The organism is Vibrio sp. OPT46 (assembly GCF_015163535.1).
GTDB lineage: Bacteria > Pseudomonadota > Gammaproteobacteria > Enterobacterales > Vibrionaceae > Vibrio > Vibrio alginolyticus.
On sequence record NZ_JADDYG010000099.1, the window covers coordinates 23867 to 39510 of the forward strand.

Consider the following 15644-nt stretch of genomic DNA (forward strand, 5'->3'; position numbering starts at 1 on the left):
CGTATATCATCACTTTGTGCAATGGCCAAATCCGCTCGGCTATCTGCGCCATGTTGGTATTCGCCAATTTTTATTAGCAGTTCAACTTCTTCATACTTAGCTAACATTTCGCGAATATGAGCAGCAGACGCCTGATGATCGGATTCAACGATTTGATTCATCACTCGGCTTGCTGACCGAAGTACATCAATCGCAGGGTAATGGTTCATTGCGGCAAGTTTACGCGAGAGAATGATGTGCCCATCTAAAATGGAGCGAGTTTCATCCGCGACAGGCTCTGTCATGTCGTCACCTTCCACCAACACGGTGTACAGTGCTGTAATTGATCCTTTGTCTGATTGTCCAGCTCGTTCCATCAGCTTTGGCAAAGCGGCAAAAACGGAAGGCGGATAGCCACGTCGTGTTGGTGGCTCGCCTGCGGCTAGTCCAATCTCCCTCTGTGCGCGGGCGAAACGCGTTACAGAATCCATCAGCAGTAGCACGCGTTTACCTTGGTCACGAAAATATTCTGCGATAGAAGTGGCAACAAAAGCGGCTTTGGCGCGCTCCATTGCTGGGCGATCAGAGGTAGCGACCACTAAAACCGATTTGGCCATTCCTTCTTCGCCTAGGTCATGCTCAATAAACTCGCGCACTTCGCGTCCGCGTTCACCAATTAAGGCGAGAACGGTCACGTCAACTTCTGCGGAGCGAATCAGTTTTGCCAGTAGGGTACTTTTACCCCCGCCAGCCGCTGCAAAAATACCCATGCGCTGACCTTCACCACAGGTCAGTAGCCCATCAATGGATCGAACGCCAAGAGAGATTGGCTTTTCAATCAGTTTACGTTGCATTGGTGGTGGCGCATCGCGATAAACAGGATACCAAGCACTTGGTTCCTGACTTTGCGTACCATCGAAAGGACGCCCAAGCCCGTCAAGCGTTGTACCTAACAGGTGGTCGCCAACACCCACTTCGTGCATTTTGCCCATTGGGCTTACTTCTGTATTTGAGGAAATCCCAAACATATTTCCTAATGGGGTGAGCAGAGCGTGATGCTGCTGGAAGCCAACCACTTCCGCTAACAAAGACAGAGTTTGATCGGGATTACGCAACTCACACAGTTCACCTACACGAACGCCAGGGACGACAGCTTTGATAATGGTGCCGGTGACTTGTGTAACGCGCCCGCGAATTTGGATCAAACGCGTGTGTTTAATCGCAGATTGTTGGATATCAGTGATGTATGAGAAATCGTTCAAGGTAAAAATATGCGCAATGATTGATGCTGAGAGGATAGAAAGTATAAGAATCAATTTATAGTGAATATCAGTCGGGAGTTTTTAGAAAACTGAAAGCGCACTAAAAAAACACGTCTGATTTTGACAGCTTCAACAAAGCGCACTTCCTATAATTCGCCTGTATTGTGCGGAAGGAGTGCAAGTGAATGAGTATTATCAACAATCATATCGCAACAAATCCAAAGTTTGATGCGTCTATCCAAAACGGGTTGGAATCGTCTCGTCCCGACGTTTCACAAAAAGGCAATTATCGCGGTGAAACCGTCCGTGTTCACAATGCCACACAATCACTTTTTGATGCGATGGAAGAACTCACTTCACTCGGTTCCGAAAAAGCAGAGAAAGATCTGACCAAGCGCAAAGTGAAAGACAGTGGTGTTCGAGTTAATGAAGCACATGAACTCGTTTCGGACTACTTAAGAAAAGTCCCTGATCTTGAAAAGAATCAAAAAATCAAAGATTTGGCTACAAAAATGGCGGGAGGAAATATCTCGACCATCGCGCAATTACAAGCCTACTTGAATGGGTTTTCCGATGAGAAAAGCCATCAATACCTAGCCCTAAAAGCCGTTAAAAAGTTTTTGAGTGCGAGTCCAGAAAGTAAACACCTACTAGCGCTGATTGACCAAGCACTTCTAAGAATCGAGCAAAACCCAGATACATGGTCTCAAATTGATACGGAAATCCGTGTCTCAAATTTTGCTGATGAATACAGCCAAGAGCAAGAGTTTAGCTCTTTGCATCAGCTGCGCGGCTTCTACCGCGATACCGTTCATAGTTATCAAGGGCTCGGCGCGGCTTATCAAGATGTTGTGGCGCGCTTTGGTGAGCAGGAGGTATCGACCGCTGTTGACTTTATGCTGCAAGGCATGAGTGCAGATCTTAGTGTTCAAGGTAGCAGTATCGATTCGGTTAAGTTGAAGTGGTTGATGTCCGATATGCAAAAACTCAAAACTCTAAATACGTTGCAAGATCGTGTGAGTCAGCTGTTCCAAATGTTTAAACCGGAAAGGACGAATTATGGCTTATCAAGTTTCTAATTTGATGGCTGATGTGATTGCGTTGGTAGAGCAGCGATGGGTAAGCAGTGATGAGATATGGAAAGTCGCCAACGCAATGGAATTGACGGCGGTAGAACAAAAAATCGATTTTTTTCGAGAGTTCCATAAGTTAGTTCGCGCAATCCCAATTGACGTATTCGCCGATGAAGAACAACGACAGAATTTAATCCAAGCGGTACAAAAGGCGCTAGACGAAGCCATTGATATAGAAGAAGAGGAAGCGTGGGAAGATGAGTTGGATTGATGCATCCGTCGATGAATTTTGCCGAGGAATGGGGCTCGATGCCGTCGATTTCTCATCAGCTGGACGGGTGCAGCTGGATTTTGAGCAAAGTGGTACGCTGCATATTGAGCGACAGGGTGAGCAGTTATTCTTGATGTTGTCTCGAGCGTTATCTTGGCATCAAACCAGTGACATTATTCAAAGTGCACTGTGTTTGTGTCATGCCGATCAAGGCTGGCCTTTCGAAATTAAAACCGGCTTGTTAGATGAACAAACTCTGGTTTTTTCAGCAAGGCTAAAAGGAGAAGAAGTAACACTTCCGACCTTAGAGCAAGCGTTTACGCTTTTGGCTCGTCTACATAACGATGTGGCAGGCTCATGACTCGAGTCAGCACTTTAAACGTAGGCATCGAAGCCTTTACGCATGTTACTCATAGTGAAGTTAAGGCCGATTTCCCAGAGCGATTTCAATTGCTTCCTGATGGTCAGGCGGTCGCTACACATTTAGAGAAGCTCTATGATCTCAGGCCTTCAGACCAATATCTCATCGCGTTAACTAAGCCCAAGCTGCTGCACTCAGAGTTGTTGCGTCCAGAAAAATACCGTCAACAATTTGATGAAACGTTAGCTCAGCTGCAAGTTCTTGCACAGGATTCAGGCTCCGCTTCTTTTATCAAAGCATCTGAAACGCTACAAAGTACGCAACTAGATCAGCGTTACCTCACTATGGCGCTCAATCTCCTTATTCAGGTCTAACCAACATGTTGAGATCCAAAGACATTGAACTCTTACTTGTTCACGCTGCGCTACAAGTTCAATACCAAAAGCCAGAGCATGCCATTTCTATTCTCGATGCGGTTCTAGAAATAGAACCGCATCACAAAGAGGCGATGCAAACACTTGCTGTGGCGTGTTTACAAAGTGGTCGATATACCCGGACGATTGAGGTGTGTGAGCACTTATTAAAATCCGACCTTCATCCTGACTCGGCAGGACTCTGGTTTTGTTTAAGCCAAGCGCGTTGGAAACAAAATGACGTCGATGGGGCACGCCAAGCGCACCGACGCTATCTGCAATCTTTAAATAGTGAATCACATGAATAAGTTGATCGATATTCTAAACAAAGTAGGGCAACGCAAAGACATTATGCTTGCGGTGATGTTACTCGCGATCGTCTTTATGATGATATTGCCACTTCCTACCGCACTGGTGGATGTGCTGATTGGCACCAACATGAGCATTGCGGTGGTGCTGCTTATGTTAGCGATTTACATCACCACGCCACTTGAGTTCTCTGCATTTCCTGCGGTGCTATTGATCACGACATTGTTTCGTCTGTCTTTATCTATCACGACAACCCGCTTGATCTTGCTACAAGGCGATGCTGGTCAAATCGTTTATACATTCGGTAACTTCGTTGTGGGCGGTAACTTAGTGGTCGGTATTGTTGTGTTCCTGATCATTACCATTGTTCAGTTTATGGTGATCACCAAAGGCTCAGAGAGGGTAGCAGAAGTTAGTGCGCGCTTCTCACTCGATGCGATGCCTGGTAAGCAGATGAGTATTGACGGTGACATGCGTGCCGGAGTAATTGACGTACACGAAGCTAGGCACCGACGATCACTGATTGAAAAAGAAAGCCAAATGTATGGCTCGATGGATGGCGCGATGAAGTTCGTTAAAGGCGACTCCATTGCGGGTCTGGTCATCATTGTGGTCAACATCTTAGGTGGCGTCACGATCGGGGTAACGCAAAAAGGCATGAGTGCTTCTGAAGCACTTGAGTTATTTGCGATTTTGACCGTTGGCGATGGTTTAGTATCGCAGATCCCGGCACTCTTTATCGCGATTACCGCCGGTATTATCGTGACGCGTGTTTCTCATGAAGATTCTTCTGATCTTGGGTCGGACATTGGTGGGCAGGTCATTGCTCAGCCACGTGCGCTTCTTATTGGTGGTGTGCTTTTGGTGCTGTTCGCACTCATCCCTGGGTTTCCAAAAATCACTTTTTTGGTCTTGGCCGCCGTGGTTGGTGGTGGTGGTTTCTTCCTTTTCTATCAACAGAAAAAACAAGCGGAATCAGATAGCACCGACTTATCAAGCTTTGTTTCGCAAGGGGCCGGTTCGCCAGCAGCGAAGCCAAGCAAACCTACGCCTTCTAGAAACAGTAAAGGTAAGTTAGGTGAGCAAGAAGAGTTCGCCATGACGGTCCCGCTGTTGATTGATCTTGACGCGAGCCTTCAGGAAAGCTTGGAAGCGGTCGCATTAAATGAAGAGCTAGCAAGGGTTAGACGCGCACTATATCTCGACCTAGGCGTGCCTTTCCCAGGCATCCACCTGCGCTTTAACGAGGGGATGCAAAATGGCGAGTACTTAATTCAGTTACAAGAAGTCCCGGTTGCACGAGGACGAATTGTTAAAGATCAACTCTTGGTGACAGAAGGGAATGAACAGATCGATTTATTAGGCGTGCCTTATGAGCAAGATGAAGATTTTCTACCCGGTATTTCTAGCATTTGGGTGGCACAGAGTTATGAGCAAAAACTCGTAGCCAGTCATGTCGGTTTTCTCACACCCGACAGGATTTTAACGTACCACTTGTCTCATGTTCTTAAGGAGTACGCACAAGACTTTATTGGTATTCAGGAGACGCGTTATCTGTTGGAGCAGATGGAAGGCAGTTATTCGGAGCTAGTCAAAGAGGCCCAGCGTATTGTTCCGTTGCAAAAAATGACGGAAATCTTGCAACGCTTGGTTTCTGAAGACATTTCTATCCGAAACCTTCGCGTGATCTTGGAAGCGATGGTTGAGTGGGGCCAAAAAGAGAAAGATGTTGTACAGCTGACGGAGTACATTCGTTCCAGCTTAAAACGTTACATTTGCTACAAATACGCGAGCGGACAAAACATGTTGCCCGCTTACTTATTGGATCAAAGTCTCGAAGACACAATACGCAGCGGTATTCGTCAAACCTCAGCAGGGAGTTACTTGGCGTTAGACCCGTCAGTAACGCAACAATTTGTCAGTGATGTGAAACAGACCATTGGTGACTTAAGCCGCATGCCGAATAAACCTGTGCTAGTTGTGTCTATGGATGTACGCCGATATGTGCGAAAGCTTATTGAATCGGAATACTACGATCTGCCCGTTTTGTCATTTCAAGAACTAACCCAGCAAATCAATATTCAGCCACTTGGAAGGGTGGGGATGTAATGAAAACAAAACTAATACTCTCGCTGGCGCAAGCGGGGATCGAAGTGACGCCATACTTTTGGCAACAAAGTGAAATTCAACTTGGTTATCGAATTGAAGTTGAGGGCTTAGAGCTCGTTTTTCGGGTGGAGGACGGTGAAATCATCATCGTTCTTCTGAAACGCGTTCGTCCAAAATTGGGGTTGAGTAACCCCTTTGCCGGCTTATTTCTTTTGGCTGAACATGCCATTCAACTTTATCCCTCCGATTGGGTCATTCGCGGCAACGTCGATGTGTTACGTGGTAGCAACATGAGCAGCCAGCGATTGGCACAATTCTATCTAAAAGCATGCGGTGCAAGCCATGATGAGCTAGACGACTGGTACTGTTTACGTCTAGCAGATTATAGACCTTTGAAAAAGTTGAAAAAGTAAAAACTCACGACTGTTACTGACAGCACCGATGAGATGACCCGCTTTAAGATAGGAATCAAGATGAAGCAACCGTTTACCGATGCGATTGAGAACGCTGAGCTTGCCATTAGAAAAGCTGAAGACAGAACCGATATTTTTAACGAGCTATTGGAAGGCTTAGGTGTTGGTCCTGTTGCGGGGGATGTTTTACTTGGCGGCATAAAAGCGCCAGTAGATACCATGAAACGTGCAGAGCAAGAGCTAATAGACGAAGTCCAGCGCCGCCGGCAACAACAAACTCAGCTACAAGGTACGTCAGGTAAACGCAGAAAGCGTCCCACAGTGATGCGCGGCATGATGATTTAGAGGTTTGGAAATGACGAATATGAAAACGACTGGCTCTACGACAGGAGCAACAGACACAGCTGCGAGTAGTGCACCATTACCCACTTTCCAACAAAACTTGATAGAGGCATTTACCCCTGTACTGGGTGAAGCAGAGACTCAGCAACTTGCCTCTCTAATCTCTTCATTGCCAACTATCTCGGGACAAACGGAATCACAAAGCATCGCGCTTTATGTTGATACGCTTGAAAACCTAAAAGCGAAAAATAACGCGTTTGCTGGTATATCATTGACCGACACCGCATCTGTTTGGATAAAGTCGCTACAAAGTGCTAACTCAGATGGCGAATTAACCGCAGCCGAGTTTAATGCTCAAACAAACCAAACGCTATCAAATCAGTTTCAGGCTTGGTTTAGTAAGTTACTGACGGAAAACGTAGATAGCTCGTTATCTACTGAGTTTGTTAGTCAATTCAATTTGGGGACTCAGAGTAACCAAGCGGAGCAGATCGCCAACCTCTCCGAGACAGGTCTGGCTAACGCCACCAAAGAAATTTCTCTTTTTGTTGCAGTGCTTGCTAATCAAATGGGCTCCCGTGAAGTGAGAGATGCTTCTATTTCTTTTCTTCGCAATGCCTTTAGTAGCTTAGGCTCCGTTAATCTCGCGCAACTGAAGAGCTCGGACTTTCTGTTGACTAAAGAGAGTTTCGCTCTTCAAGTCTCAGCTCAATTAAAAAGTAGTTTTCAAGGCATCGGTATTACTTTAAGCACCGATGACGCAAGTGCGCTAGCTAGCAGAATTACCTGGACTCCTGGTATTTCTAAGCAGCAGCTTAAAGAAGCGTTAGATGAAATGGCCGCTCAAGTGAAAGGCCAATATAGCGCAGCTTATGGTGAGGCGAGTGGAACGAACAATCTAAAAGCAGCACTTAATACTGTCATTGGTGGAACTGAGCCTTTGACCCTTTCTAGTCTGTTCGCCAACTTCGCGGTGAGTTTAACAAATATAGAAATCGACGACTTTTACCAGGACAGCGCGATAGCCGATGTCCAAAAGACACAGATAACGGCAGCTCAAGTTAATTTGATCAAAGAAAACACCGAACGAGATATCCGATTACAGTTTGAAAAAATAGTAAAAGGTGAATCTACCGGGGCTTCATTTACTGAGCGATACGAGGCATTGCGCAAGAACTTAGGGGCATTGAAAGAGCGTCTACTCAATATCACCGATAAAGAGAAAGCGGATCGCGAGGTGAGAGCAGAGCACTCTCTAACGGCTCGTGATTTGTTGGCCGTTGTTGAGTCCAGCATTGGAGACCGTTTTGATGAGCAAGTGCTGCTTGCACTAAATGAGCGTCGTGTTAACCGTTTAGAGAAACGTAATGACCAGAAAGAGGCATTAGAGGATCTCACAATACAGCTTAAAGTTTTTGGTGTTGTGCAATCAAAAATTCACTCTACGCAAAGTGTTGATGGGGTTTATAAACCGGGATATCCAGAAAGTAACTTCAAAGCGAGTGACTTTAACTACAGCAATCAAACGGATTTTGAAGCTTCACCTGAGTACAAGTATTTGACGGATAATAAGATAACAAACCATCGAGACTTCCTTCAAACACAAGGTATTACTATCGGTGATGGTGCGTCGTACCAAGACGAAGAGAAGTCGAAAAAACTGTCTAATTTTTCTAGTTCTGTCAGTGCTAAATCCAAGTTGCTTAACGATGAAGTGCAAATCAAAACCACTGAGCTGAACGACACCAGTTCTCAATACAACTCGACCGTTGAAGCGATGAACAAGTTTGTTCAGAAGTACCACAGTATTTTACAAGAAATCCTACGAGCCATTTAAGGATAACCAACCATGACTAAAACAAACGCGACCGATCCATCCCAAATGCAAGCAGAAGAGCTGCTGTCTTTTCTGGAAGAGGGAGGCACGCTAAAAATGTTGCACGATGTGTCTCAGGACACCATCGAACACATTTATGCCGTAGGTTACAACTTTTTCCAATCGGGAAAGATTGAGCAAGCAGCGAAAGTATTTCAATTACTCAGCATGCTTGATCATTATCAGGCGCGATTTTTCATTGGCCTTGGCGCGGCTCGTCAGGAGTTGGGTGAGTATCTGCAGGCAATAGACGCCTACAGCTACGCAGCGCTAGTGGACGTAAATGATCCACGCCCACCTTTTCACTCTGCTGAATGTCACCTTAAACTGGAACAACTGACAGAAGCAGAGAGTGGGTTTTACAGCGCGAAGGAGATGTCTGCCGGAAAATCACAATATGCAGATTTGCATGAGCGTGCAGGCATCATGTTAGAAGCGGTGAGAAATAAAAAGGAGTAATTAGACTATGAGTTCTATTGCACTTGACCGCATCCAGACACAGGTTTATAGCCCTGAATCTGGCCAAGCCACGTTAGATAACGTGCAGAAAACGGCGTCTACAGCGACGCCTTCTGTGACGGTAGAAAACGTGAAGAGTAAAGATGCAGATGTACTGAACACCGGAAAAGTAAAAGTTCAGTTAGATGCACCTAACGCAGCTGTTAGTGACAAAGTGAATGATTTGACGCTAAAAGCCATGGCACAGCTGCAAAAGATCGTCGATACCATTGCAAAATCTCTCCATGCAGTTGCAGACCAAACAGGTTCGATTGCCGTCAAAATCATCGCAGGATCTGCTGATGATTTTGAAGTAGAGCTTGCTGCTATCACGGATAAACTGAAAAGTGCTCAAAACGAGCTGAAAATTCAGGAAGTGAAGGTCGCAAAAGCTAAGCACGAAAAAGAGATGGTGGAAAACCAAGACAAAATCAAAGAATCGGAAGCCGCTGCAAAAGAAGCCCAAAAATCAGGCTTAGCAGCGAAGATCTTTGGTTGGATCAGTGCGGTGGTTTCTATTGTTGTTGGTGCCGTAATGGTGGCAACGGGTGTTGGTGCAGCGGCCGGTGCACTTATGATCGCTGGTGGCGTCATGGGAGCAGTGAGCATGGCGTTGCAAGAGCCAGCCGTTCAAGATGCGCTAAAAGAAGCGGGCGTAAATGTCGATGTGCTAAACAAAGTCGTAATGGCATTAGAAATCGCCGTCGCGGTTATCGGAGCTGTTGTGACGTTTGGTGGTGCAGCAGCTGGCGGTATCGCGAAACTTGCAGCGAAAGGTGCTGGTAAGGTAGCTCAAAAGGTCACGGAAATCGCTACGAAAGCCGCTGCAAACATGGCGAAAGTGGCGGATATGGGCACAAAAGCTGCGACAACAACAGCGAAAGCGATTCGTTATGGCGCAGAAACCGTCGATCTTGCCGTCAACGTGGGTAAAGGCGCAACGGACAGTGTTCACGCTGCTAACAATGCTCACGTGACAGAGATTCAGGCTGATATCACAGACCTTCGAGCCAAAATGACGTTAAGCCAGGCTGTCATTGATAAGCTCAAAGAAGAGATTGGTAAGTTGATGGAAGACTTCCAAGAGCTGATGAGCCTCATCATGCAAATGATTCAAGCGAAAAGTGAAACGATGCAAACGGTGTTAAGCCGTCCTGCAACGGTATAAGGAGTTTATTATGCTAGATAAAGTAGGCGGAATGGGTCGTGGTGAACTATACGGTTTAGGCGATACCATTAAAACCAACAAAGCAGAAAAAGCACCGGAAACAAAGCTTGAAGCGGGCGCTGTTAAAAGCCAAAGTGAGTCAGGTGTTTCTGGTGCAGCACGCTACCAGTTAGAGACACCTAAAGCTCCCACAGTGAGTAACCAAGCTCAAGTTGTTGCAAACCTAATGAGCGCTCTTGCGCCGACGGTGAGCTCATTAATGAGCACAACGATGAAAGCACTTAACGGTGAGGAGGTGATCAAGTCACCATCAGATGCGGTATCACAATCGTTGACGCTATTAACATTGTTGTATCAAGTATCAAAGCTGAGCCGTGAGCAGCAAGTGCTACAACGTGAAATTGCTGTTGAAGCAAACGTCGCGAGTTTAGAAAGCCAAGCGGCAGAACTCAACAACTCGGCAAGCGCGATGATCGCGATGGCAGTCGTTTCGGGTGTACTAGCGGGTGCTACCGCAATTATTGGTGCCCTTGGTTCTTTCAAAGCAGGGAAAGAAATCAAGAATGAAATGGCGAGCAATAATGTACTTAAAACGCAAAAAGCTGGCTTCGATCAAGCAGAAGAGTTATTAAATAACAATAGCTTGTCTAAAACGCAGCAAGATCAGGTTAAGCGTGCGCACTCACTAGCGAAAGACAATATCGCAGACACGACAGCGCAGCTGACAAGTGGTGGCCGTAAGTTCGATAAGTTGATGAGCTCAAACCAAGCGAAGAACGCTATTCTTCAAGCTTTGGGCCAGATGGCAAACTCAGCATCGAATGTAGAGCAAACCAAAGCGCAAGCGCGCAGCAAAGATGATGAAGTACAAGCGACTCGCGCACAAGCAGCCAAACAGAAAGCCGATGAAAACATTGGTTTCCAAGAAGGCTTATTGAAAGAGCTACGTGACTTGTTCCGATCTATCTCAGATAGCCAGAACCAAGCGTGGCGAGCATCAGTCCCAACGGTGTAACCATCCGTTTCACTAACTACAAAGCGTTGTTTATACAACGCTTTTTTTATGGGATTCAAGTCTAAATGCTATTTATCAGTAGGTTAAGTTGATAAAAAAGTATATATCTATAAATCAACCTCCAAGGATGAGAACTTAAACGTTATCAAATTGTTAACGATTGCTATACTTAAACGGTCATCAACACAAGTAAAAGGGATGTTCAATGTTTAAGTTTAAGCAAATCGCACTTGCGGCTTCTTTGGCGGCACTCACAACAGGCTTTTCTGCGTCTGCGGAGGAAACGTTTGTCACGATTGGTACCGGTGGAGTAACAGGGGTTTATTATCCGACTGGTGGCGCTATTTGTCGCTTGGTTAACAAATCGCGAGAAGATCACGGTATCCGTTGTTCGGTAGAAAGTACTGGGGGATCGATTTATAACATCAACACTATTCGTGCTGGTGAATTGGACCTCGGTATCGCGCAATCAGACTGGCAGTATCATGCTTACAAAGGAACCAGTAAGTTTGAAGAAAGCGGGCCTTTTAAAGAGCTACGCGCCGTATTCTCCGTTCATCCAGAACCGTTTACTGTCGTTGCACGTAAAGACGCGAACATCAAAACTTTTGATGATTTGAAAGGTAAGCGCGTTAACATTGGTAATCCTGGTTCTGGTCAGCGAGGTACTATGGAAGTACTAATGAACCAGTATGGTTGGAGTAACGACGACTTTAAGCTTGTCTCTGAGTTAAAAGCAGCAGAGCAATCAAAAGCACTTTGTGATAACAAAATTGATGCGATGATTTATACCGTTGGTCACCCAAGTGGAGCGATTAAAGAAGCCACTACGTCGTGTGATAGTAATATCGTAACGGTAGCTGGACCTAATGTAGAAAAACTGGTTGCAAACAACAGCTTCTATCGTGTCGCAAATGTCCCAGGTGGTATGTATCGTGGCACAGATAGTGATGTTCAAACCTTTGGTGTGGGCGCGACGTTTGTTTCTTCTACTGCGGTACCAGAAGATGTGGTTTATAACGTGGTTAAAGCGGTATTTGAAAACTTCGATGATTTCCGCCGTCTCCACCCAGCGTTTGCAAACTTGAAGAAAGAGGAAATGGTAAAAGACGGTTTATCTGCGCCTCTTCACCCAGGTGCGCTCAAATACTACAAAGAAGTAGGGCTGATTAAGTAAGCGTTACTTTCTCTTATTATTGATGTAAAACGCCATCTTTCTCGATCAATGCCACTCGTTTAACCGCGAGTGGCATATTTCTATTTCTCGTCATCCTGTACAGCGACGAAGGAGCGTGATACAGGATCTTCTATCCGAGCACTTTGTGATCAAAATGGTTTCATTAGCCGCTCAGTGTAGTGCTATTAGATTCCTAACCTCGCTGGAGTGACACAAAAATCGTTAAGCTATCTGCATTAATCTTTCGCGCTGGTGTTTTTGTAGGATTGTTATCCACTTGTACAAGTTTTGCTTAAACATAAACATCAATGAAAAAGTAGAGAGTGATGAGAATAGAAGAAAGAGCAACAAACCCTTTAACATGATTGGGATTCAGTTGACGAGATACACGAGCTGCAAGATACCCACCTACCAACGTACCGACCAAAACAACACTACCTGTGTGCCAATCAATGGAGCCATTGGCAACAAAAATCACGATAGCAATGAGTGAAACACACGTAGATACGAGCAATTTCAAACCGTTCATTAAATTAATGTCTTGGTGACCAGCTACTACCAGATAACTCAGAACAATAACCCCTAAACCTGCGTTGAAAAAACCACCGTAAGCAGAGACACCAACAAGTAGTAAACCCAACGCGATTGCTCCGAGTATGCCAGCATGTTTGTGCTCTTTCGCGACAGTTTTGATTAGCATTGTTAAACGAGAACCGGTGAGAAAAAGCACGGTGGCAAATAAGAGTAACCAAGGGATAGCTTCCATAAATAGCGATTCTGGCGTGTTGAGCAACAGATATGCTCCGACAGCGCCGCCGACTAAACTGAATGAGACTGTGAACAGCAGTTCATGCTTGTTCTTCATGATCTCTTCTCTGAACCCGACGGCTCCGCTAATGTAACCCGCACATGAAGCATACGTGTTTGTTGCGTTAGCCATAATAGGAGGAACACCAACTGCCAATAGAGCCGGAAAAGTAATAAAGCTTCCGCCTCCTGCTATGGAGTTAATGATCCCACCAATTACGCCAGCAACGAATAAAAGTGCGAGTTCTAAAAGCATAAACAATCCTTGTTATGTTCTTTTTCATTGTTAGAGCTTCAGATGATCCAACCTACATGCTCTAATGTTCTGATATGAGGTTTACTTTACCCGCTCCAAAACAAAATTGTTCAGTTCTGTAACGTTTTTGATGACATGAACGGCTTTAGTTTGAGAGTACCCCTCGAGGCGAGACATAAAGTCATCATTCCAGAATGCAGGGCATTGCTGAAGAACTTTGTAGCTTTGTAACGTTCCTTTCAGTACCGAACTACCATCAGGCCAACCTTCAGGTTTAATGAAAAGTCCTTTAAGGAGACGTTTCGTCACAAACCAATAGCTTACTGAGTATGGTAGATCAATATAAATGAGAGTATCGGCTGCATCTAAACGAGCGTTAAAAGAGCTGATCGGTCCAAGGCCATCTATAATCCAACGATCTGAGCTTAGTATATTGCTATGGGCTTCATCAAAAACGTTACGCTCAACGGGATCACCGTTTGGTTTATAGACTATTGAATCTAATTGATGAAGAGGAAGACCGGTAGCCGACGCGATTACTTTACTTACCGTCGATTTTCCACTGCCGGGTTTACCAAAAACTGCTATTTTTTGCATTGTGACCGCCTCCAAGAGAGCTTTTCCCATACGGTAGAGACAGAAAACCCACCGTTATGGGTGGGTTCGATAAATACTGAGCGCATCAAAAAATCCCACCATTCCTATGGAATGATGATAATTCGTTGGTTAAGTTGCGCTAAGTGTGTGTTCATACAATCACCTTCATATAACGACAGTGATTTGTCAATACCATCTGCACAATAAGCGAACGATTTGGAGGGTGGAAGATAAAGCCATCACGATGGATGGCTTTATCTAGGTTGAAAGAGACAGCGATTACTGCTCAACGCTGACTGGCTGTGCTTTAAACTTTTGAATCAGCTTTACGATTAGTGGACTTGCCAATACCAATACAGCTAAAACAGTAAAGGTAAGGGTAATAGGACGCTCCCATAAGAAACTCAGTTCTCCATCTGAAATCATTAATGCGCGGCGTAAGTTCTCTTCCATTAATCCTCCAAGGATGAAGCCCAGCAATAAAGGTGCGAGTGGGAAGTTAGCGAGCCGAAGTGCAATGGCAGCCATAGCCACAATCAGCATCACGAACACATCCATAGTATTAAAAGAGACCAAATAAACGCCGGTGATTGAGAAGAATAAAATCATCGGTAGAAGCACCGTTCTTGGAACCGCCAAAAGCTTTGAAATGTACGGAATCAACGGTAAGTTCAGGATCACAAGTACGATGTTGCCGAAGTACATGGAAATGATCACTGACCAGAACACATCTGGGTGTTCAACAAACAGGCGAGGGCCAGGTTGAATACCATAAGCGATCAGCGCACCGAGCATTATTGCTGTTGTACCAGAGCCCGGAATACCAAGCGTTAATAGCGGTACAAATGAACCACTAGATGCTGCATTGTTCGCAGACTCTGGCGCAACCAAACCACGTATACTGCCTTTACCGAACTCATCCTTTTTCTCTTTAGGTGCGAGGTTGCGCTCCATACCATAGCTTAAAAAAGCAGCAATGGTTGCCCCTGCGCCAGGAAGAACGCCAGTGAAGAAGCCTAATATTGAAGAGCGAATTGAAACAGGCGCAACATCTTTGATTTCTTCCTTGGTCACTTTCATTGAGCCAATGTTGCTCAGCTTTTCTTGTTCTTCATCGCTGGTGTCTTTTGATGGTTTAAGGATGCCCATCAGTGTCTCACCCAGTGCGAATGTCGCCATTGCAAGCAACAAGAAGCTAAAGCCATCCATTAAATCCGTTAAACCGAAGGTAAAGCGTTCAACGCCTACGCCTTTATCGATTCCAACTGTAGATAGCATCAAACCAAGAATGGTCATCATCCACGCTTTGATTACCTGACCTTTCCCCGCAAAAGCCGCGACAGCTGATAACCCAAGTAGCATCAACGCAAAATAGTCCGACGATTGGAAGCTAAGGGAGACGCTAGCCAATGCTGGTGCGGCAACAAGCAACATAATGGCAGATAGCGTACCGCCAGTGAAAGACGAATAAGCTGCCAAAGCTAATGCTTTACCTGCTTGGCCTTTTTGGGCCATTGGGTAGCCGTCAAATGCTGTGACCACGGTTGAAGAACAACCCGGCGCGTTAATTAAAATCGACGATGTAGAGCCACCAAATACCGCACCGTAATAAACACCCGCCATTAAAATAAGGCCAGAGGAGGGCTCTAGGCCATAAGTAATTGGGATCATCAAAGCAATGGCTGAGATCGGCCCAAGTCCAGGTAACATGCCGATAA

17 protein-coding genes are annotated in these 15644 nt (G+C 45.4%); 13 read left to right on the plus strand and 4 right to left on the minus strand.

The features are described 5' to 3' along the window. Nucleotides 1–1241, minus strand: a 1241-nt coding sequence (vscN, locus tag IQR33_RS04995) for a SctN family type III secretion system ATPase VscN (protein ID WP_193843565.1), incomplete at its 3' end; no start/stop codon positions are given. Between the two features lie 185 nt (nucleotides 1242–1426). Here vscN and sctW point away from each other — a divergent pair. The 13 genes from sctW (at nucleotide 1427) to IQR33_RS05060 (ending at nucleotide 12266) form a co-directional block, all read left to right on the plus strand. Then, nucleotides 1427–2320: a type III secretion system gatekeeper subunit SctW gene (gene sctW, locus IQR33_RS05000; RefSeq protein WP_005377238.1), complete on the plus strand. Its 894-nt coding sequence runs from the start codon at nucleotides 1427–1429 to the stop codon at nucleotides 2318–2320. Then, complete coding sequence (locus IQR33_RS05005) at nucleotides 2301–2585, plus strand: TyeA family type III secretion system gatekeeper subunit (protein ID WP_005377239.1); 285 nt, start codon at nucleotides 2301–2303, stop codon at nucleotides 2583–2585. Before sctW ends, IQR33_RS05005 begins: the two co-directional genes overlap by 20 nt. Further along, nucleotides 2572–2946 carry a type III secretion chaperone SycN gene (gene sycN / locus IQR33_RS05010; RefSeq protein ID WP_005377240.1) on the plus strand — a complete coding sequence of 125 codons (375 nt, stop codon included), beginning with the start codon at nucleotides 2572–2574 and terminating at the stop codon, nucleotides 2944–2946. Before IQR33_RS05005 ends, sycN begins: the two co-directional genes overlap by 14 nt. Next, complete coding sequence (gene vscX / locus IQR33_RS05015; protein WP_005377246.1) at nucleotides 2943–3320, plus strand: type III secretion system protein VscX; 378 nt, start codon at nucleotides 2943–2945, stop codon at nucleotides 3318–3320. The genes sycN and vscX overlap by 4 nt, the downstream gene beginning before the upstream one ends. 5 nt (nucleotides 3321–3325) lie before the next feature. Further along, entirely contained in the window at nucleotides 3326–3667 is a 342-nt protein-coding gene (gene vscY / locus IQR33_RS05020; RefSeq protein WP_158156522.1) for a type III secretion system chaperone VscY, read from the plus strand. Next, nucleotides 3651–5777 (plus strand): SctV family type III secretion system export apparatus subunit VcrD, encoded by a 2127-nt coding sequence (vcrD, locus tag IQR33_RS05025; protein WP_104979251.1) that lies wholly within the window; start codon nucleotides 3651–3653, stop codon nucleotides 5775–5777. Before vscY ends, vcrD begins: the two co-directional genes overlap by 17 nt. Next, nucleotides 5777–6190 (plus strand): LcrR family type III secretion system chaperone, encoded by a 414-nt coding sequence (locus IQR33_RS05030; RefSeq protein WP_053304394.1) that lies wholly within the window; start codon nucleotides 5777–5779, stop codon nucleotides 6188–6190. The genes vcrD and IQR33_RS05030 overlap by 1 nt, the downstream gene beginning before the upstream one ends. 60 nt (nucleotides 6191–6250) lie before the next feature. Next, a complete protein-coding gene (locus IQR33_RS05035) occupies nucleotides 6251–6535 on the plus strand; it encodes an LcrG family type III secretion system chaperone (protein WP_005377254.1) in 285 nt (94 codons plus the stop codon). A gap of 10 nt (nucleotides 6536–6545) precedes the next feature. Then, nucleotides 6546–8369, plus strand: coding sequence for a virulence-associated V antigen (locus IQR33_RS05040; RefSeq protein WP_158156520.1), 1824 nt, complete (start codon nucleotides 6546–6548; stop codon nucleotides 8367–8369). 12 nt (nucleotides 8370–8381) lie between these two features. Next, nucleotides 8382–8867, plus strand: a complete 486-nt coding sequence (gene vcrH / locus IQR33_RS05045; protein ID WP_005377258.1) for a SycD/LcrH family type III secretion system chaperone VcrH — start codon at nucleotides 8382–8384, stop codon at nucleotides 8865–8867. Nucleotides 8868–8874: 7 nt separating this feature from the next. Then, complete coding sequence (gene vopB / locus IQR33_RS05050) at nucleotides 8875–10074, plus strand: type III secretion system translocon subunit VopB (RefSeq protein ID WP_005377260.1); 1200 nt, start codon at nucleotides 8875–8877, stop codon at nucleotides 10072–10074. A gap of 10 nt (nucleotides 10075–10084) precedes the next feature. Next, nucleotides 10085–11089 carry a type III secretion system translocon subunit VopD gene (gene vopD / locus IQR33_RS05055; protein WP_047102689.1) on the plus strand — a complete coding sequence of 335 codons (1005 nt, stop codon included), beginning with the start codon at nucleotides 10085–10087 and terminating at the stop codon, nucleotides 11087–11089. Between the two features lie 205 nt (nucleotides 11090–11294). Continuing rightward, nucleotides 11295–12266, plus strand: coding sequence for a TAXI family TRAP transporter solute-binding subunit (locus IQR33_RS05060; RefSeq protein WP_017821698.1), 972 nt, complete (start codon nucleotides 11295–11297; stop codon nucleotides 12264–12266). A 292-nt stretch (nucleotides 12267–12558) separates the two neighbouring features. Here IQR33_RS05060 and IQR33_RS05065 read toward each other — a convergent pair whose 3' ends face one another. The 3 genes from IQR33_RS05065 to IQR33_RS05075 all read right to left on the minus strand — a co-directional run bounded on the left by IQR33_RS05065 (nucleotide 12559) and on the right by IQR33_RS05075 (nucleotide 15642). Continuing rightward, entirely contained in the window at nucleotides 12559–13329 is a 771-nt protein-coding gene (locus IQR33_RS05065; protein WP_053350349.1) for a sulfite exporter TauE/SafE family protein, read from the minus strand. Between the two features lie 81 nt (nucleotides 13330–13410). Further along, nucleotides 13411–13926 (minus strand): adenylate kinase, encoded by a 516-nt coding sequence (locus IQR33_RS05070; protein ID WP_053307019.1) that lies wholly within the window; start codon nucleotides 13924–13926, stop codon nucleotides 13411–13413. 279 nt (nucleotides 13927–14205) lie between these two features. Then, nucleotides 14206–15642: a tripartite tricarboxylate transporter permease gene (locus IQR33_RS05075; RefSeq protein ID WP_322631752.1), complete on the minus strand. Its 1437-nt coding sequence runs from the start codon at nucleotides 15640–15642 to the stop codon at nucleotides 14206–14208. Nucleotides 15643–15644 lie beyond the last annotated feature (2 nt).

Bases quoted from the DNA above. Each gene is read 5' to 3' on its own strand.
- IQR33_RS05030 (WP_053304394.1), top strand. From the start codon at position 5,777: ATGAAAACAAAACTAATACTCTCGCTGGCGCAAGCGGGGATCGAAGTG.
- IQR33_RS05070 (WP_053307019.1), bottom strand. From the start codon at position 13,926: ATGCAAAAAATAGCAGTTTTTGGTAAACCCGGCAGTGGAAAATCGACG.
- vscX (WP_005377246.1), top strand. From the start codon at position 2,943: ATGACTCGAGTCAGCACTTTAAACGTAGGCATCGAAGCCTTTACGCAT.
- IQR33_RS05005 (WP_005377239.1), top strand. From the start codon at position 2,301: ATGGCTTATCAAGTTTCTAATTTGATGGCTGATGTGATTGCGTTGGTA.
- IQR33_RS05065 (WP_053350349.1), bottom strand. From the start codon at position 13,329: ATGCTTTTAGAACTCGCACTTTTATTCGTTGCTGGCGTAATTGGTGGG.
- IQR33_RS05060 (WP_017821698.1), top strand. From the start codon at position 11,295: ATGTTTAAGTTTAAGCAAATCGCACTTGCGGCTTCTTTGGCGGCACTC.
- vopD (WP_047102689.1), top strand. From the start codon at position 10,085: ATGCTAGATAAAGTAGGCGGAATGGGTCGTGGTGAACTATACGGTTTA.
- IQR33_RS05035 (WP_005377254.1), top strand. From the start codon at position 6,251: ATGAAGCAACCGTTTACCGATGCGATTGAGAACGCTGAGCTTGCCATT.
- vcrH (WP_005377258.1), top strand. From the start codon at position 8,382: ATGACTAAAACAAACGCGACCGATCCATCCCAAATGCAAGCAGAAGAG.
- sctW (WP_005377238.1), top strand. From the start codon at position 1,427: ATGAGTATTATCAACAATCATATCGCAACAAATCCAAAGTTTGATGCG.
- vscY (WP_158156522.1), top strand. From the start codon at position 3,326: ATGTTGAGATCCAAAGACATTGAACTCTTACTTGTTCACGCTGCGCTA.
- vopB (WP_005377260.1), top strand. From the start codon at position 8,875: ATGAGTTCTATTGCACTTGACCGCATCCAGACACAGGTTTATAGCCCT.
- IQR33_RS05040 (WP_158156520.1), top strand. From the start codon at position 6,546: ATGACGAATATGAAAACGACTGGCTCTACGACAGGAGCAACAGACACA.
- sycN (WP_005377240.1), top strand. From the start codon at position 2,572: ATGAGTTGGATTGATGCATCCGTCGATGAATTTTGCCGAGGAATGGGG.